Source organism: Nocardia violaceofusca NBRC 14427 (assembly GCF_963869435.1).
Lineage (GTDB): Bacteria > Actinomycetota > Actinomycetes > Mycobacteriales > Mycobacteriaceae > Nocardia > Nocardia aobensis.
Genome location: NZ_CAWMPM010000032.1, coordinates 41,263 through 58,983, shown reverse-complemented (window position 1 = coordinate 58,983; position 17,721 = coordinate 41,263). Strand labels below are relative to the sequence as shown.

General features: G+C 70.5%; 13 protein-coding genes. 6 read left to right on the top strand and 7 right to left on the bottom strand.

Translation table 11 applies throughout. The features are described from left to right. Positions 1 to 18: 18 nt before the first annotated feature. Together AC5592_RS25530 and rfbD are read right to left on the bottom strand one after the other, a co-directional pair. On the bottom strand, positions 19 to 930 hold the full coding sequence (locus AC5592_RS25530) for a glycosyltransferase family 2 protein (RefSeq protein WP_051024897.1): 912 nt from the start codon (positions 928 to 930) through the stop codon (positions 19 to 21). A 129-nt stretch (positions 931 to 1,059) separates the two neighbouring features. Beyond that, on the bottom strand, positions 1,060 to 1,923 hold the full coding sequence (gene rfbD / locus AC5592_RS25525) for a dTDP-4-dehydrorhamnose reductase (RefSeq protein WP_063065656.1): 864 nt from the start codon (positions 1,921 to 1,923) through the stop codon (positions 1,060 to 1,062). A 275-nt stretch (positions 1,924 to 2,198) separates the two neighbouring features. Here rfbD and AC5592_RS25520 point away from each other — a divergent pair, with 275 nt between their 5' ends. From AC5592_RS25520 to AC5592_RS25510, 3 genes are all read left to right on the top strand, one after another. Next, on the top strand, positions 2,199 to 3,644 hold the full coding sequence (locus AC5592_RS25520; RefSeq protein WP_167331990.1) for an LCP family protein: 1,446 nt from the start codon (positions 2,199 to 2,201) through the stop codon (positions 3,642 to 3,644). Beyond that, on the top strand, positions 3,632 to 4,348 hold the full coding sequence (locus AC5592_RS25515) for a TIGR03089 family protein (RefSeq protein ID WP_063065655.1): 717 nt from the start codon (positions 3,632 to 3,634) through the stop codon (positions 4,346 to 4,348). The genes AC5592_RS25520 and AC5592_RS25515 overlap by 13 nt, the downstream gene beginning before the upstream one ends. Before the next feature lie 106 nt (positions 4,349 to 4,454). Next, a complete protein-coding gene (locus AC5592_RS25510; protein WP_036504667.1) occupies positions 4,455 to 5,753 on the top strand; it encodes a cytochrome P450 in 1,299 nt (432 codons plus the stop codon). 6 nt (positions 5,754 to 5,759) lie between these two features. On the opposite strand, the gene AC5592_RS25505 is transcribed toward AC5592_RS25510, so the two are convergent. From AC5592_RS25505 to AC5592_RS25485, 5 genes are all read right to left on the bottom strand, one after another. Then, complete coding sequence (locus AC5592_RS25505) at positions 5,760 to 7,328, bottom strand: carboxylesterase/lipase family protein (protein WP_036504584.1); 1,569 nt, start codon at positions 7,326 to 7,328, stop codon at positions 5,760 to 5,762. 58 nt (positions 7,329 to 7,386) lie between these two features. After that, positions 7,387 to 7,659 carry an Rdx family protein gene (locus tag AC5592_RS25500; protein WP_036504585.1) on the bottom strand — a complete coding sequence of 91 codons (273 nt, stop codon included), beginning with the start codon at positions 7,657 to 7,659 and terminating at the stop codon, positions 7,387 to 7,389. 144 nt (positions 7,660 to 7,803) lie between these two features. Beyond that, on the bottom strand, positions 7,804 to 8,217 hold the full coding sequence (locus AC5592_RS25495) for a YchJ family protein (protein ID WP_063065654.1): 414 nt from the start codon (positions 8,215 to 8,217) through the stop codon (positions 7,804 to 7,806). A 24-nt stretch (positions 8,218 to 8,241) separates the two neighbouring features. Continuing rightward, a complete protein-coding gene (locus AC5592_RS25490) occupies positions 8,242 to 8,661 on the bottom strand; it encodes a hypothetical protein (RefSeq protein WP_036504589.1) in 420 nt (139 codons plus the stop codon). Then, on the bottom strand, positions 8,646 to 11,051 hold the full coding sequence (locus AC5592_RS25485; RefSeq protein WP_063065653.1) for an AAA family ATPase: 2,406 nt from the start codon (positions 11,049 to 11,051) through the stop codon (positions 8,646 to 8,648). Before AC5592_RS25485 ends, AC5592_RS25490 begins: the two co-directional genes overlap by 16 nt. A gap of 370 nt (positions 11,052 to 11,421) precedes the next feature. Here AC5592_RS25485 and AC5592_RS25480 point away from each other — a divergent pair, with 370 nt between their 5' ends. The 3 genes from AC5592_RS25480 to AC5592_RS25470 are packed head-to-tail and all read left to right on the top strand — an operon-like array spanning position 11,422 to position 17,710. After that, a complete protein-coding gene (locus AC5592_RS25480) occupies positions 11,422 to 14,286 on the top strand; it encodes an SWIM zinc finger family protein (protein ID WP_063920383.1) in 2,865 nt (954 codons plus the stop codon). Continuing rightward, positions 14,283 to 15,386, top strand: a complete 1,104-nt coding sequence (locus tag AC5592_RS25475) for an ATP-binding protein (protein ID WP_063065652.1) — start codon at positions 14,283 to 14,285, stop codon at positions 15,384 to 15,386. The genes AC5592_RS25480 and AC5592_RS25475 overlap by 4 nt, the downstream gene beginning before the upstream one ends. Next, positions 15,383 to 17,710 carry a DUF5682 family protein gene (locus AC5592_RS25470; RefSeq protein WP_063065651.1) on the top strand — a complete coding sequence of 776 codons (2,328 nt, stop codon included), beginning with the start codon at positions 15,383 to 15,385 and terminating at the stop codon, positions 17,708 to 17,710. Before AC5592_RS25475 ends, AC5592_RS25470 begins: the two co-directional genes overlap by 4 nt. Positions 17,711 to 17,721 lie beyond the last annotated feature (11 nt).

Sequence of the window (17,721 nt, the reverse complement as noted above, 5' to 3'; positions counted from 1 at the left end):
TCAGGTTCGGTCCACGCGTTATCGCTGCGCTTCGCGGTCGCGCTCGCGCAGCGCAGATCGAACCGCAAGTTTGCAGCGAATCGCAAGTCCGGCCCGCAACGCCCATCGCAGCGGGGCCTGCCACCAGTGCGGATGGCGGTCGGCCTGGAAACGATAGGCGGAGGCGTGATGGGCGGGCAACATGGTCTCCGGATGCCGCCCGGCCGCGTGGCCTTTGGCATGGGTGACCTCGGCGGTCGGCACGAAGACGTTGTGCCAGCCGGCCTTGCCCATCCGGTCGCCGAAGTCGACATCCTCCATGTACATGAAGTACCGCGAGTCGAAGCCGTCGATGCTGTCGAACGCGTCGCGCCGGACCAGCAGGCACGACCCCGACAGCCAGCCGACGGTGCGCTCGGCGATCTCCTCGTTCTCCTGCCGGTACCGCCGGGTCCAGGGGTTACCCGGCCAGATCGTGCCGAGAATCGCGTGGCCGGCGCCGTCGAGCAGGCCGGGCACCCGGCGCGCGGAGGGATAGATACTGCCGTCCGGCTCGTGGATCAGCGGCCCCAGCGCACCCGCGCGCGGCCAGCGCCGGGCGGCGGCCAGCAGGTGATCGATGGAATCGGTGCCCCAGCGCACGTCCGGATTGGCGATGATCACGTATTCGATATCGGGATCGAGTTCGGCGACCGCCCGGTTCACCGCGCCGCCGTAGCCGATGTTGCCACCGGTGCGCAGCAGCGTGACGTGTTCGTCGGACTCCGCGGCCAGCTCGGGAGCGCCGTCGGTCGAGCCGTTGTCGGCGAGGATCACCTGCGGTTTCTCCGCGGTGGCGGTCGCGAGTGTGCTGATGAAGTGGTCGAGATGCTCGCCCGGCGAATAGGTTACGGTGACCACCGCCAGCTGAGGGGTACGGTCCGCGGAAGGGGCTGAATCCGAAGCGCTCACGGAAGGCCAGCCTAATGGGTGAGAGGCCGGAGTAGGCACCCGAGCACAACCACCCACAGGGCCTTATCAGTCTGACCGCCGGCGTCGCGGCTCACGGGCGCGGGTTCAGGCGGCGGCGAGCAGCGCCGATCACGGTTGCGTCCGATCCGACAGGCGAGCCAGCGCATCGGCCAGCGCCGCCCGCCACTCCCGAAGCGGCGTGAGACCGGCCTGCGCCCAGGCTCGATTCGACAGCACCGAATATGCCGGGCGCCGCGCGGGACTCGGGAAGTCGGCGGTACCGCAGGGCCGCACCCGCTCGGGATCGGCCCCGAGTTCGGCGAACACCGCCCGCGCCAGCCCGAAGCGACTGACCGCGCCCGCATTACTCGCGTGCAGTACACCCGGAATCGGCTGCCGCGCAACGAGTTCCAGCAGAGCCTGCGCCAGATCGGGTGCGTAGGTGGGCGAACCGATCTGGTCGTCGACGACCGATATCGTCTCGCGTTCAGCCTCGAGTCGTCGCATCGTCGCGACGAAGTCGCCGCGGTCGCCGGTGTACACCCACGCCGTGCGCACGATCGTGGCCTGCGGATATTCGCCGAGCACGGCCTGCTCACCGGCCAGTTTGGTACGGCCGTACACACTTGCCGGGCCGGTCGGATCGTCCGGCTCGTACGGATCCGACGCGGTGCCGTCGAAGACGTAGTCGGTGGAGATGTGGATCAGGCGCGCGCCGGCCACGCGGCAGGCGGCCGCGAGTACCGCGGGCCCGGTGACATTGCCCGCGTACGCCGCGTCGTGCTCGGACTCGGCGGCGTCGACGGCGGTGTAGGCGGCACAGTTGAGCACCACATCGCCCGGGCGAACGACGGCGCGCACGGCTTCGGCGTCGGTGATGTCGAGATCGGCACGGCCCAGGGCGAGGGCCGCGGGCGCCGCCGTGCGCAGCGCCCGGCCGAGCTGTCCGCCGGCGCCGGTGATCACGAGCCGGGACTGGGAATCGGGACTCATCCGGCAAGTCTGGCACGCCACGCCAACAGCGGTTCAGCGGTGCGGGCGCACTGGTTGGATAGCCTCGAATCCGGGAACTCCCCGGTACGCCACCGGTATCGGAGGCGGTGGGCTACGCGGGCAGATTCTCGAACGGGGGTCGATCGAGCGTGGAAAAGGAATACGGAGTGCCGCAGAACAGAAGTGCCTCGTCGCCGCCCCGCGGCGCCGGAGCACCACTGCCCGGCGGCCGCATCCCGCGAGCTCGCGGCGTTCGCCCGAGTTCGAGTCCCGGGGTGAATCGTCCCGGGCGGCTGCTCGCCGTGGCCGCCGCGGCGGTGGTGTTCATCGTCACCGGCTTCGGCTGGCACAGCGTGGATTCCCTGATCTCCGGCATCGAGCGGATCGGCAACCTGGGACTCGGCGGCGGCCACGACGGTGCGGTCGACATCCTCATGGTCGGTATCGACAGCCGCACCGACGCGCACGGCAATCCGCTCAGCGATCAGGAACGGGCGATGTTGCACGCCGGCGACGAGGTCGGCACCAACACCGACACCATCGTGCTGGTCCGGGTGCCCAACGACGGCCGGTCGGCGACCGCGATCTCGATTCCCCGCGACTCCTATGTCGACATCCCCGGTATCGGCAAGGGCAAGATCAACTCCGCCTACGGCGCGACCAAGGAGAACGCGCGGCAGAAATTCGCCGCGCAGGGCCTCTCGAATTCCCAGATCGAGCAGAAGTCCACCCAGGCCGGCCGGCAGGCACTCATCAAGTCGGTCGCCAATCTCACCGGCGTCACCGTCGACCATTACGCCGAGGTGGGTCTGCTCGGATTCGTGCTGCTCACCAATGCCGTCGGCGGGGTGGACATCTGCCTGAACAACGCGGTCGACGAACCGCTCTCGGGTGCGGATTTCCCCGCCGGACAGCAACGGCTCGACGGGGCGCAGGCATTGAGTTTCGTGCGTCAGCGCCACGATCTGCCACGCGGCGACCTGGATCGCATCGTGCGCCAGCAGGTGTTCATGGCCTCACTGGTGAACAAGGCCCTCAACGCCCGAATCCTCGCCAATCCCGGGAAGTTGCGCGAACTCGCCGATGCCGTCGGGCGCACGATCGTGCTCGACGAGGACTGGGATGTGGTGGCGTTCATGCATCAGCTGCAGGATCTGTCCGGCGGAAAGGTGAATTTCGAGACAATTCCGGTGCAGGATCTCGACGGAACCACCGCCGACGGCGAATCGGTGGTGAAGGTCGACCCGAAATCGGTGAAGTCCTACGTCGCCGCGGCGGTCGGCGCCACCACCGACGATCACGACGACGACCGCGCGGCGGCGCCGAGTTCGGTCACCGCCGACGTCTACAACGCCGGCAGCACCGGCGGTCTGGCCGGCCAGGTCGCACAGGCGCTGACCGGCAAGGGTTTTCACACCGGAGCCGTCGGGAATTGGCCGGGTGCGCCGGTGCGCAGCAGCCGGGTGCTCGCCGCCGCAAGTTCCGACCCCAAGGCCAAGGCGGTCGCCGAGGCGCTCGGCGGCCTGACCGTGGTCGCCGAACAGGATGTGCCGGAGGGTGCGGTGCGCGTGGTGCTCGCCGATGACTACTCTGGTCCGGGCTCGGCGGCCGGCAGTCTGTTCGACATGTCCGGAACCTCGCCGGCCTCGGGCACCGCGACACCGGTGCCGCCCGCGCCTCCCATCGACGCCGGCCAGAACGGACCGAAATGCGTGAACTGAACGACACTCTCACCGATGCCCTGCTCGGCCCGATCCTCGCCCGCGACGCCGCGGCGCCGCGGATCACCCACTACGACGACAGCACCGGCGCCCGCATCGAACTGTCCGGGCTGACGCTGGCGAACTGGGCCGCCAAGACCGCCAATATGATTCGCGACGAATTCGGCCTCACCCCGGGCGCGCGGGTATCGGTGTTGCTGCCCGCGCACTGGCAGACGGCCGCGGTCCTGCTGGGCTGCTGGTGGGCCGGCACCGAGGTGGTGCTGCGACCGGACCCCGACGCCGAACTCGCACTGGTCTCGGCCGCGCGCATCGATGAGGCCGGAGATATCGCCGAGGTGGCCGCGCTGTCGCTGGATCCGATGGGTATGCCGGTCGCCGATCTGCCGGTCGGCATCACCGACTACGCCACGTCGGTGCGCGGGCACGGTGACCAGTTCCACCCGGCGGGCGCGGGCGACGCCCTCGACGGCGCCACGGTCGCCGAGACCGTGACAGCGGCCCGGGCCTCGGCCGAACGGCAGGGGTTCGGCGCGAGCGACCGGGTGCTGTCGACCACCGACTGGGACACCACCGCCCACCTGATCGACGGACTGCTCGCGGTATACGCGGCCGGAGCCTCGCTGGTGCAGGTGACCGCCCCCGATCCGGCTCGGCTCGAGCACCGGATCGGCACCGAACGCGTCACCGCGCGCCGGTCCTGATCTCCTACCCGGGTAGGGCACGGCGATCCACCCGCAGTCCGTTTTCGGGACGCCCGCCACTCCGTAGTGTGGGTGTCAGCGAACCGGACGACGAACGGGGATGGCGATGAAGCCGCAGTACTGGTTTCGGTGGTTGGTGGTACAGGGCACGCCGCGGCTGGCCTTGAAGACCTATGCCCGCCGCGGCGAGACCCTGGCGAAACTGATGTCGAGCCCCGAGGCGGTCCAGGATCCGATACCGCTGCTGGAGTCCCTGCGCGCCCAGGGACGGCTGGTGCACTCCCCCTTGGGCTGGGTGACCGCCGACTACGAGCTGGTCCGTACCGTACTGCGCGACACCACCTTCAAGGTCGCGGCGGCCGAGGGTTTCGTGCCCGGACCGCTGCGGCCGCTGATGGATCTGGCGACGCTGCCGCCCAATCCGGTGCAGCCGCCGTCGATGCTGGTGATCGACCCGCCCGACCACACCCGGATGCGTAAACCGGTGGCCTCGGCATTCACGCCGCGCGCGATCGCCCGGCTGCGCGACCGCGTCGAATCGGTGACCACGGAACTGCTCGACGCCCTGCCCTCCGGCGGTTCGGCGGATCTGGTGGCCGACTTCGCCTCCCAGGTGCCGATCGCGATCATCTCCGAGATGCTGGGCTTCCCCGATGCCGACCGCGACCGCTTCCTGGCCTGGGGTGACGCCGTCTCGCCGATGCTCGATATCGGCATCAGCTGGCGCACCACCCGCGACGCGTCGGCGGCCATCGTGGAGATGGACCACTACCTCGACGAGCACATCGCGCGGCTACGCCGCGAACCGGGCGAGGACATCCTGTCCGGTCTGGTGAGCTCCGGCACGCTGGACGACACCGAACTGAAGGCCTCGGCGACACTGCTGATGGGCGCCGGATTCGAGACCACGGTCAATCTGATCAGCAACGGCGTCGTCCAACTGGTGACCCATCGCGATCAGCTGGACCGGCTGCGCGAGGATCCGCAGCTGTGGCCCAACGCGATCGAGGAGATTCTGCGCTTCGACGCACCGGTGCAGAACACCGGCCGCATCGCCGGGCGCGAGGTGGAGCTGGCCGGTATCACGGTGCACCAGGGCAGCACGGTGGTGTTGTCGCTGTCGGGCGCCAATCGCGACCCGAAGGTGTTCGCCGAACCGCACCGCTTCGACGTCACGCGCGCCAACGCCAAGGATCACCTGACGTTCTCCAGCGGTATCCACGCCTGCCTGGGCGCCAGCCTGGCCCGGATGGAGGGCACCTACGCGCTGCGGTCGCTGTTCGAACGTTTCCCGAATCTCGTGCTGGCCGGTCGCCCGGAGCGTCGGCCGCTGTTCACCCTGCACGGCTACAGCCGGTTGCCGGTGCTGCTCGGTCAGCGCGCCGAACAGCCCAGCGGCGTCTGAGCCGGCTCAGCTGAAGCCGACCGCCTGGTCACCCCAGGCGGTGTGCAGATCGTGATCGGGATCGTCGAGCACCCGGTCCGCGGCGTCGACGACCAGTGTCGTGCGGGTGGATTCGCGGTAGGGCGGCCAATGTTTCGAGCCGTCCAGCGCCGCGGGCACCCCGTGTTCGGCGAAGGCCAGCCAGCGCCGCATCATCCGGCCCGACACCTCGCTCGCGACCTTGCGACCGCCCAGCCAGAAGGTCGGATCGTGATCGAAGGAGCCGAAATTGCCGAAGATGTACGGCAATTCGGTGGCGTGGCCCGCGCCGACGCGTGCCGCCTTCAGCATCGGCGTGGCCTGATCGAAGCGATACATCCAGGTGCGGCTGTGCCGGGAATGCGCGTCGGCGACCCAGTGCGCCGGCATCCGGAAGGCCGCATCGGTCGACATCGCCAGCGCACCGCGCGTCTTGGCCAGATCCGGGTAGGCGGAGGTGATCTCGGCGATGCGCTCGTGCGAGAGCCCGGGATGTTCTCCGGCGACCGCATTGAGCATCGCGTTCACCGCATCGGGTGTCACCGGCATGATCGGCGAGCGGAACAGGCGGAACAGCGACGCCTCGTCCTTGTTGGTGCCGATGATCAGCGGTACGCGATGCGAGCGGCCCTGCTGGAAGCGGTCGGTCGGATAGGTGGGCAGCAGATCGCCGTCCACCACCGGCGCCGCCGCCAGTCGTCCCGGCGACTGCAAAGGCACCTCGTCGAGCAGGACACCGGCCGCGTCCACGATCCGCTCGATGGGGCATTCCAGCAGTTCCCGGGCCCGTTCGGGCGGCAGGTCCATCAATTCCAGGAAACGGCTCGCCACCCCGGCGGCCCGGTCCGGACCGAAGACGGTGGTGGCCGGCGGGCTCTGCGCGATGGCGCGATGGAACAGGCCTGCGGCCCGCGGCGAAGTCAGCAGCGCCGTCACGCATCCCGCGCCGGAGGATTCGCCGAAGACGGTGACGTTACCCGGATCACCACCGAAGGCGGCGGCATTGTCGCGCACCCATTCCAGTGCCGCGATCTGGTCGTGCAGGCCGAGATTGGCGACGAACCCGTCGCCCAGTGAGGACAGATCGAGGAAGCCGAGCGCGCCGAGCCGATAGTTGACCGCGACGATCACCACGTCGCCCGTCTCGACCATCCGGCGGCCGTCGTAGATCGCCTGCGCGGCCGTGCCCAGACAGTAGGCGCCGCCGTGCAACCAGACCATCACCGGACGCGGCTGCACCGGTTCGGCGGCCGGTGCCCAGACATTGACCCACAGGCAGTCCTCACCCATGCGCAGCCCCGAGTCCACGGGCACCATATCGCCCATGGTCTGCGGTGCGATCTCGCCGAATTCGGTGCAGTCACGCACTCCCGACCAGGCTTCGGGCGGTTCCGGCCGCGCGAACCGCTTCGGGCCCGCCGGCGCCGCGGCATACGGGATGCTGCGCCACACGTGCACGGATCCCGCACGGAATCCGCGGACCGCACCACTGGTCGTGTGGGCGACGGGTCCGGCAGTGTCCTCGACCGGAGTCGCCTCGAAGAATTGAGTGCTCATCTCGCACCTCCTCGTACTCCCTGTAACCGAGAGTACGTCCGAGATCATTCGTACCGCGTCAGCCTCGATCGATGTGGCCGAGGTCGCGGTCGGGATCGATGCGGTCGCGCACGCGCTGTTTCAGTCCGGCGATATCCGGAAAGCCACCGTCGGCTCTGCGCTCCCAGATCTGCTCACCATCGACGGTGATCCGGAACACTCCGCCGGTTCCGGGGATCAGCGCCACCTCGTCGAGGTCTGTGCCGAAGGTGTTCAGCAGCTCCTGAGCCATCCATCCGGCCCGCAGTAACCACCGGCATTGCGTGCAGTATTCGATCGCGATTCGTGCCATGCGGTGACCCTAGTGAGGGACCGGATTCCCGGTAGTCGCCGCGTGGCTGTCCACGTTTGAGGCAACTCCTTCGCTATCTGTTCTAATCGGAAATGTATTTCAGTAATGGTAGTGGGAGAGCACTTGCGACTCTTTACGAGCCGATTACGATTCGATATCTCCGTCGACGTAGACCCACTGACCGTCGACGCGAGCAAATCTGCTGCACTCGGAAAGTACGCCGCGCCTGCCGTCGTATCGGTAGGTGGCGCGGAACTCGACCACGCCGGCGTCGTCGAACAGGCCACCCGCCTCGGTGCCGAAGACCTGCAGCGATATCCAGCGCTGCGCCGGATCCAGGGCGAGGCGCCGCGGCCGGGTCCGTGGATGCCACGTCCGCAGCAGATAGTCGCGATCACCGACGGCGAAGGCGGTATAGCGCGACCGCATCAGCGCTTCGGCGGTCGGCGCCGGGCGGGTGCCGTTCAGGCGCGGGCCGCAGCACTGCCCGAACTGCTCGCCGCTGCCGCACGGACAGCGGTCGGTGTCGTCCGGGCGCTCGGGAAAGGTGTCGGCCATCGCACGATTATCGCCGCCCGGAATTCACCGGTTCCGGCCGCGGCCGAACACGGCGGGTACATCCGCGCGGCCGATGCGGTCGAGTTCCTCGGCCAGCCGGGCGGTTTCGTCGTACCAGTCGCGCAGTTCGGGCAGGGTCGGCGCGGGTTCGGAGTCGAGGTGATGGCCGGCCCGCGACAGCGTCGCCCACAGTCCGCCGACGCGGCCCGCGAGTTCGGGACCGGCGCAGCTGTCCAGCGCCAGCAGTTGAGCGCGCATGCTGCACCGGGCCAGCGGCGGGGACACCCGCGCCCACAGCCGGTCCACCGACTGTTCCAGCGCGATCCGCAGGATCCACACCGTCGCCCGCGACCACAGGCCACCCGCATCGGTGACCGTGCCGTCGAGTAGTTCCGCGGCCGCCGCCAAGCGCTGCGCCACGGTCGGCCTCACGGATTCAGCCATGTCACGAATCTCTTCGTCCCCGAGATCAGATCGCCCGAGCGGCGCTGGATGCGGATGTGCGCACCGGCCGTGGCATCACGCACCACCGCGCGGGCCCACGGCGCCTCCTGATCGAGATAGTCGTTCAGATCGTCGACCCGGTCCGGTACACCGAAGACCGCCAGGGCGACCGTCTCCCACGTGGTGCGCGCCCGATCGACGCGGCGCTGCACCTCGCGATGGGCGATGCCGGCGGCCAGCAGTTCACGCCGGGCGCGGGCCAATGCGGCCGCCTCGATCGCCGATCGGCAGCAGGTGATGACCAGTTCGGTCGCGATCGCCTTGGGCAGCTGCCTGGTGCGCAGCAGGGCCCGCGCGTCGCCGAGGTAGCGCTGCACCGGATCCTCGACCGCGCGCACCTCCACCCGCGAATGCTCGCGCCGCTGCACATCGAGAACCGTTGCGTCCAAACGCAATCGGCGCACGGCCTCGGCCAGCCGCTCGTCGTGGGTGAACACGATCACCTGGCGTCCGCTGCGCGCCACCGCCGCCAGCACCCGGGCGAGTCCGTCGACCTTCGCCGGATCCATCGCCTGCACCGGATCGTCGATCATGACGAATCCGAACGGGCTTTCGGCCACCGTGGCGCGCGGCAGGAACAGGGCCAGGCCCAGCGCATGCAATTCGCCCTGACTCATCACTCCGAGAGCGGCGGCGCCCGAGTCGTCCACGGTGACGTCGAGCAGCACCTTGCGACTGGCTCCGGCGTTGCCCTGCAAGCGAATCGCGCCGAGATCCACATTGCTGCGCTGACGCAACCCGCCCCAGATGCGCCGGGCGTGCTCGGCCAACGGGGCCAGGCGTTCGTCGCGCAGGCCGGCGGCGGCCGACTTCAGCCAGTCCTCGGCGCGGCGGACGGTACGCAGCTCGGCATCGGCCGCCGCGACCAGCCGGGCCTCGTGCAGCCAGGTCGCGATGCGCGGGACCAGCGGCGTCCAGACCGCATCGATGCGATCGAGTTCCTTGTGCACGGCCCGCTGCAACACCTCCAGCCGCACCGCGAGTTCGGCGTGCGCGCCGCGCATCCGGGCCGCCAGGGTGGCGCCCGCTTCGACCTCGAGCAGGGCGGACCAGCTCGACCAGGCTCGACGAGTGTCCGCGGGATCGATATTGGGCGCGGCGATGGTCGATTCCAGTTCCGGCGGAACGGGTTCGATCAGCGACCGGGCCGCGGCGATCGCCTCACCCAGCGCGGCCCGGGCGGTGGTGAGCACTGCGGCGCGCCGCTCGACGGCCTCGATCCGGGCTGTCGCCTCGCGCTGCCATCGCGCGTCGAGACGACCGTGGCCGCAGACCGGGCACGGACATTCACCGTCCCCCGCGTGTTCACGAGCGCCACGCAGCAGATCGACCACGCGGAGTTCCGCGTCCAGATCTCCGGTCGCCAGCTCCAGCAGTTCGGCGGTGCCGCGCTCGACCGCCTCGGCGGCCGACTCGACCTGCGCGGAAGCCGGGATGCGCAGGCGTGCGACAGCCTGCAGCGCCGCGACACCGCCGGGGTCGTGGCGGGCGCCGGCGAGTTCGTGGGCGACCGCGGACAGATCCGGCGCGGGCGCGCGCAACATCTCGGCGACGCGCTCGGCACGCTCGTCGGCGACGGTGAGCAGTTCGTCCAGCAGGGCCTGCCGGCCGTCCCGGGACTGTTTCGCAGCGCGTTCCAACTCGATTCGGCGCGTGCGGGTCCGATCCAGCGCGGCGCTGATGTCGTCGAGCCCGAGCAGCCGGTGCAGGGCGTCGAACAGATCGCTGGGACGGCCGTCGACCACCGCGCCGAGTTCGCTGTAGGACAGGAACGGCCGATACAGCTCCAGAGCCCGGGCCCAGTCCTCCGGGTGGAATTCGGCACTGCCGCTGTCGTTTTCGCGCTCCGTCCAGCTACCGGCCGAGAGTTCGTCGCCCTCCGCCCACGTACGCGTGATCGTGAACGGGCCTCGTTCCTGTGCGACGAGGTCGACGGCGATCCGAGGGGTCTCGTCGCAGTGCAGATTTCGCCAGCCGTCGCGCCAGACCGCGGATCTCCCCTCCCAGCGCCGATTGACGCCGGTGAGTACCAGTTCCGCGGCCTCGGCGAAACTCGACTTGCCCGACCCGTTGCGACCGACCACGAGCGTCAGACCGGGACCGGGCGCGATCCGCAGGACCGCCTCGCCGCCGATCCCGCGGAAGCCGCGAACACGGATGGCGCTCAAAAACACTCCGGACCGCGGCCCGGTGTCGCTCTCCTCGGCGGACTCCCCCAAAGCCGCCAGCACCGTCTGCGCTACCTCCGGGCTCACCGCCGGATCCGCCTGCAGCCGTGCCGAAACCAGTTCACGCAGGCGTGGCGCGACCTCCCCCTGCTCTTGCCCCACTGCCCCTCCCGGCCCTCGCGCACGACTCGTCGTGGCGAACGCTACCGGAGAACCGGCCCGGGCGGGACGCATGGCCATCGAACGGTCGAACCGCCCGATGTCCACCCCTCGGCCGTCCCGGCCGGGCAGTTCCACGGGTTACACCCCTCACGGGTGGCTCGGTTCAACCGAACAGATCAGAATGCCAGAGATCACGATCAACCACAACAGTGCTTGATTCTGCAATGACATTCCGCGCCAGGGGAATTCGTTCGCAACCGACGAGCGAACCCGGCCGCCGTCGTTCGGCCGACGGCCCGGAAGACCGCCCGCGCGATCTTGTCGGTGGCCTCGGGTACAAATCCGGGGTACCGAACGAACGGGGGAACACGTGACGACCTCTCCGGCCGCGACCTACGCCGTCACCGCCGACAATGTGCTGGCCCTGGCGCCCGACACCGCATCGGTGAGCGCCGCCCGCAAGCTCACCGCCGCGTGGCTGGGCACCGGCACCCACGGTGGTGCGCTGTGGGGGCGATGCAAGGGCAGCGGCGCCACGCCGTACCAGACGATCGTCGACCTGTCGGGGCCCGCCTACCGCTGTTCGTGCCCCAGCCGGAAATTTCCCTGCAAACATGCCCTGTCGCTGTTGCTGCTCTGGTCGCAGGGCACGGTCCCGGCGGCCGACGCGCCCGCCGACTTCGCGGCCGAATGGCTCGCGAGCCGGGCCGCGCGGGCCGCGAAACCGGCCGAACCGGCGGCCCGCGGAACGAAACAGGCGACGCTCGACCAGCGGCGGGCGCGGGTCACCACCGGACTCGACGATCTCGACATCTGGCTCGGCGACCAGATTCGCACCGGCCTGGCCCAGGCCGACCATTCCGCGGTGGCGCTGGAGGCGGTGGCCGCCCGGATGGTCGACTCCCAAGCGCCGGGGGTGGCGGCAGCCCTGCGGCAACTGCCGCGCCGCATGCTCGGCGTCGAACAGTGGCCGGCGATTCTGCTCAGCGAATACGCCCGGTTGCACCTGCTGATCGGCGCGCACCGGCGGCTCGACGAACTGCCGCCCGCGCTGGCCTCCGGGGTGCGCGCCCATATCGGCTATCCGGCCAAGGCCGAGGAGGTCCGCGGCGGCGAGCCCGGGATCCGCGACCGGTGGATGGTGCTCGGGGTGCGCGTCACGGAGGAGGAACGGGTCTTCACCCGCCGCACTCTGCTGCTCGGGCGGGCCACCCACCGCTGGGCCCATGTGCTCGACCACAGCTTCGGCAGTGCAAGTTTCCCCGGCGAGCTGCCGATTCCCGGCACCGTGGTCGAGGCGGACCTGCACTTCTATCCGGGGGCTATGCCGCTGCGCGCGGTCTGGGGCGTCCGCCACGGCGAACCCGAACCCTTCACCACCATCGTGTCGGAATCGGCGTCCATCGCCGGCCAACTCGAGGCCCACGCGCGAGCGCTGGGCGCCGACCCGTGGCTGCGGGGATGGCCGATGCTGCTGGCGGATGTGGTCCCCAGCCCGGGTTCGGCCGGCTGGTTTCTCGCCGAACCGGACGGCACGGCGGTGCCACTCGCCGCGACCGCCGAGGTGCCGTGGCAGTTGATCGGCTTGTCGGGCGGTCATCCCGTGACGGTGGTCGGTGAGTGGACCGCGGCCGGATTGATCCCCGTCTCCGCGCTGGTGGCCGGCGAACTCATCGGAGTCGAGACGGAATCGCTCACCGATGTGCCGACCCCCGGCACCGCGGTCCCGGCATCGTCGGAGACGGTGGTGCCGGTCGCGCTGCTGGGCACCGCCCGACGCACCCTCGATCCCGCGGGACTGGCCGATGCGGTGACCGCCGCCGCTCGCGCCGACACTCCGGAACACGCCGTGCTGGGTGCGGTGGCGCTCCAGGAGCTGTACCACCGCGGCGGGGTGCGGCCGGCCCGGACCGAGCCGCTCGCCCCGGCCGCCGACGACGATCGCGACCGGTTGCCGCGGGCGGCGGCGCAGCGGCTGCGACATCTGCTGGCGGACGGTTCGCCGATGCTCGCGGAATGGTTCGAGGCGGCACTGCCCGGCGATCCGCGCGCGCCCGACGCACTCTGCGCCACACTGCTCGAGACCGCGAGAAGCCAAGCCGCGCTGCGAGGTCCGTTGCTGCGCCTGGCGGGCGCCCGGGGTCGCTGGCTGGCGGCGCTGCATCCACGCTGGCGGCCGCTGCTGCGGACCGGCGACGACGATCCCGAGGTGTGGACGCACGGCCGGCCCGCCGAACGCCGGAGCTGGCTGGCCGCCCTGCGCGCCCGCGACGCCGCGGCGGCCCGGCGTGCTTTGGCCGACACCTGGAGCCGGGAACCGGCACGCGGCCGAGCCGAACTGCTGGCGGTCCTGGCGGCCGGGGTCGGGCCCGACGACGAGCCACTGCTCGAATCCGCCCTCGACGACGCGCGGCCCGAGGTTCGCCGTACGGCCGCCGATCTCCTTGCGCACCTGCCGGATTCGGCCTTCGCGGAACGGATGCGCGAACGCGCGAGCCGGTGGCTGATCATCCGCTCCGGCGCGCTCGAGGCGCACCTGCCGCACGATCTCGACGACGCGGCCCGCCGCGACGGACTCGGCGACCGGCTCGATCCGGTGGCCTACCGCCGCGACGGCGGGGTCGACGTGGATGCCGAACGGCTGCGCCGCCTGATGGCCGCCACACCGCTGCGCCATTGGGAACACCTGTGCGGCTCTGCGGAGGCGGCCACCGCGCTGCGGCTGCCCGACGACATCCTCGGACCGGTCGCCGCGGGCTGGTCGGAAGCGGCTCTCGCACAAGGTGATTCCCGCTGGGCGCCGCCACTGTTCGAGGTGCTGACCACCACGCCGACCCTGGGCGCGGATCCGCGGTTGCGGCAGCAGTTGTTCGCGCTGCTGCCGGTCGACCGGCGCGTACGGTACCTGTGCGGTCTGGACAGCAGCTGGCTGGCCGAACTGGAACTGCTGGTCTCGGCGTCACCGCGGCCGTGGCCCCAGCCGCTGGCCGAACATCTGGTCCGGCTGCTGCTCGACCGGGCTCATCTGGCCGCCGCCCGTCCCGGAGCGGCCGGGCTGTCGCCCGCCTCCTATCGCACGCTGCTGCGCAGTGCCGCGATCAATTTCCCGGTCCGCGCGGTCGCGGCGGTGTCCGTCGCCGCCCGCCGCTGCGCGGACCCCTCCTGGCAGAGCGCCTTCGACCGCCTCGCCGACGATCTGACCCAACGCACCCTGATGCTCGAGGAGCTGGCATGACCACGACCCAGAACCCGCCCGCCGACCTGCTGCGCCCCCATGCCGAACAGGCCTACGCCGACGAACTGCGAGCCCTCGCCGTGGTCGACGACCGTCCGCGTCCACCGTCGTGGCGCCTGTCGCCCTGGGCGGTGGTCACCTACCTGCTCGGCGGCACCCTGCCCGACGGCACGGTGATCACCCCGAAGTACGTCGGGCCGCGGCGCCTGATGGAGGTGGCGGTGGCGACGCTGGCGACCGATCGCGCGCTGCTGCTGCTCGGCGTACCGGGCACCGCGAAAACCTGGGTGTCGGAACATCTTTCGGCGGCGGTCAGCGGCGCGTCGACGTTGTTGGTGCAGGGCACGTCCGGAACCGCCGAAGAGGCGATCCGATACGGCTGGAACTACGCGCGCCTGCTCGCGGAAGGACCCAGCGACGGCGCCCTGGTGCCCTCGCCGGTCATGACCGCGATGCGCACCGGCACGATCGCCCGGGTCGAGGAGCTCACCCGCATTCCCTCCGATGTGCAGGACGCACTGATCACCGTGCTGTCGGAGAAGACGCTGCCGGTACCGGAACTCGGTATCGAGGTGCAGGCGGCCAAGGGCTTCAACGTCATCGCCACCGCGAACGACCGCGACCGCGGCGTCAACGAACTCTCCTCCGCGCTGCGCCGCCGGTTCAACACCGTGGTGCTGCCGCTGCCCGCCGGCGAGGACGACGAGGTCGCGATCGTCACCCGGCGGGTCGAACAACTCGGCGCCGCACTGCAATTGCCGCCGATTCCGGCCGCCGCCGCGGAAGTGCGGCGCGTGGTGCGGGTCTTCCGCGAACTGCGTTCCGGCATCACCGAGGACGGCCGGACCAAATTGAAGTCGCCGTCGGGCACATTGTCGACGGCGGAGGCGATTTCGGTGCTCACCAACGGCATCGCGCTCGCCGCTCATTTCGGGGACGGGGTGCTGCGCGCGAGCGATATCGCCGGTGCGGTACTCGGCGCGGTGATCAAGGATCCGGTCGCCGACGCCGTCGTGTGGACCGAGTACCTCGAGGCCGTGGTCCGCGAACGCCCGGAGTGGTCCGATTTCTACCGCGCCTGCCGTGAGGTGCACGGATGAGCGGCGAAGCCGTCGCGCTCGACGAGCCGCGAACGCAGATCTTCGGGATCCGCCACCACGGCCCCGGGTCGGCGCGCTCGCTGTCGTGGGCGCTGGAGCGTTTCCGTCCGGATGCGATCCTGATCGAAGGCCCGGCCGACGCCGATCCGCTGGTCGCGTACGTCGCCGCCGAGGGAATGGCACCACCGGTGGCACTGCTGGCCTATGCCCCGAACGAGCCCTCGCGGGCGGCGTTCTGGCCGTTCGCCGTGTTCTCCCCGGAATGGCAGGCGCTGCGGTATGCGTCCGAACACGCCGTGCCCGTGAGCTTTTGCGATCTCCCCGCCGCCAACACCCTCGCCCTCGACACCGAACCGGGTGACAGCGGTGATCCGCTGGCCGCGCTGGCCGCCGCGGGCGGATACGACGATCCGGAGCGGTGGTGGGACGCCGTCATCGAATCGTCGTCGACTCCCACCGGGAACGGCACCGAGATCTTCGACGCCATCACCGAGGCCATGGGCGCACTCCGGGCAGCCGAGGCGCCCGCGCCGTCCACCCCGGATCGGGACGACGCAGGCACGATCGACGACACGGGAGATGCTGCGCCACAACATAATTCATCCACACCGGCCGAGCTCCTGCCCGGCGGGATCGACCTGCGTACCCTGCAGCGCGAGGCGTACATGCGGCAGGTCATCCGCCGGACGCTCAAGGGCGGTGCGCGCCGGATCGCCGTGGTCTGCGGGGCATGGCATGCCCCGGCGTTGGCGGGCAAACTCGGTCCGGCGGCGGCCGATTCCCGTCTGCTCAAGGGGCTGCCGAAGGTGAAGGCCACACTGACCTGGGTGCCGTGGACCCACTCCCGGCTGGCCGGCTCGTCCGGATACGGCGCGGGTATCACCTCACCGGGCTGGTATCACCATCTGTTCACCCGGACCGACGAGCCGATCGCACGCTGGTTCACCCGGGTGGCCGGTGCGCTGCGTGCTCGCGACCTGCCGGTGTCCAGTGCGCACATCATCGAATCGGTACGACTGGCCGAGACGCTGGCCGCACTGCGCGGGCGCCCCGCACCGGGATTGTCCGAGGTCACCGATGCCACGCGGTCGGTGCTCTGCGAAGGCGACGAGTCGATGCTGCGGTTCGTCAGCAGCGAACTGGTCGTCGGCGAGGCGCTCGGTTCGGTGCCCGAGAGCACGCCGACCGTCCCGCTTGATGCCGACCTGCGCGCGCAGTCGCGCACCCTGCGGCTCAAACAGCAGGCCCTGGCCCAGCAGGTGGACCTGGATCTGCGCAAGGACCGCGATGTGGACCGGTCGCATCTGCTGCATCGGCTGCGACTGCTCGGAATCGACTGGGGCACACCGATGACCGGCGAGGTGCGCAATACCGGCACCTTCCGCGAATCCTGGGCGCTGCGGTGGGAACCCGGCCTCTCGGTCGCGGTCATCGAGGCATCGCGCTGGGGTACCACCATCCGCACCGCGGCCGAGGCGAAGATTCTCGACCGAGCCGGCGCCGCCGACGCCACGGTCGCCGATATCAGCGCGGCCCTGGAAACCGCGCTGCTGGCCGACCTCGGCGGCGCGGTGGACGGTCTGGTCGCTCGCCTGGAAGCGGTGGCCGCGCTGGATCACGACGTCACCCACCTGCTCGCCGCGCTGCCCGGGTTGATCCGCACACTGCGCTACGGCGATGTCCGCAGCACCGATGTGGGCGCGCTGGCGCGGGTCGCCGACGGCCTGCTCCTGCGCATCTGTGCCGGATTGCCCGGCGCCGTCACCGGTCTCGACACCGATGCCGCCACGCAGCTACGCGGCCTGATCGATGCCACCCACGTCGCCATCGCGACGCGCGACGAGGCGCATGCCACTCGGTCCTGGCTCGCGGCACTGGGTCTGGTGGCCGACCGCGACGATGTGCACGGGGCGCTGGTGGGTCGCGCGGTCCGATTGCTCTGCGACGCGGGAATCATCGCCGACGCCGAGGCCGCGCGCCGGCTGTCGGCGGCGCTGTCGATCGGCCACAGCCCGGCGGAGAAGGCCGCGTGGATCGACGGTTTCCTGGGCGGACGCGGCCTGCTGCTCGTCCACGACCGAGACCTGCTGCGGCGCATCGACTCCTGGCTGCGCGAACTGGACGAGGAGCAGTTCGTCGCGACACTGCCGCTGTTGCGGCGGACCTTCGGCGCCTTCGAGGCGGGAGAACGCCAGGCCATCGCCCGCGCCGTCCGGGACGGGACGCCCGTGGCCGCACCGCAGCGCGACCGCTCCGGGCCGGACGCGGCTCGCGGCATCCTGGCACTGCACGCGGCGACCGAAATCCTGGTAGGCGCACGATGATTCGAGCGAAG

Bases quoted from the DNA above. Each gene is read 5' to 3' on its own strand.
- AC5592_RS25470 (WP_063065651.1), top strand. From the start codon at position 15,383: ATGAGCGGCGAAGCCGTCGCGCTCGACGAGCCGCGAACGCAGATCTTC.
- AC5592_RS25510 (WP_036504667.1), top strand. From the start codon at position 4,455: ATGAAGCCGCAGTACTGGTTTCGGTGGTTGGTGGTACAGGGCACGCCG.
- rfbD (WP_063065656.1), bottom strand. From the start codon at position 1,923: ATGAGTCCCGATTCCCAGTCCCGGCTCGTGATCACCGGCGCCGGCGGA.
- AC5592_RS25515 (WP_063065655.1), top strand. From the start codon at position 3,632: ATGCGTGAACTGAACGACACTCTCACCGATGCCCTGCTCGGCCCGATC.
- AC5592_RS25490 (WP_036504589.1), bottom strand. From the start codon at position 8,661: ATGGCTGAATCCGTGAGGCCGACCGTGGCGCAGCGCTTGGCGGCGGCC.
- AC5592_RS25495 (WP_063065654.1), bottom strand. From the start codon at position 8,217: ATGGCCGACACCTTTCCCGAGCGCCCGGACGACACCGACCGCTGTCCG.
- AC5592_RS25505 (WP_036504584.1), bottom strand. From the start codon at position 7,328: ATGAGCACTCAATTCTTCGAGGCGACTCCGGTCGAGGACACTGCCGGA.
- AC5592_RS25500 (WP_036504585.1), bottom strand. From the start codon at position 7,659: ATGGCACGAATCGCGATCGAATACTGCACGCAATGCCGGTGGTTACTG.
- AC5592_RS25475 (WP_063065652.1), top strand. From the start codon at position 14,283: ATGACCACGACCCAGAACCCGCCCGCCGACCTGCTGCGCCCCCATGCC.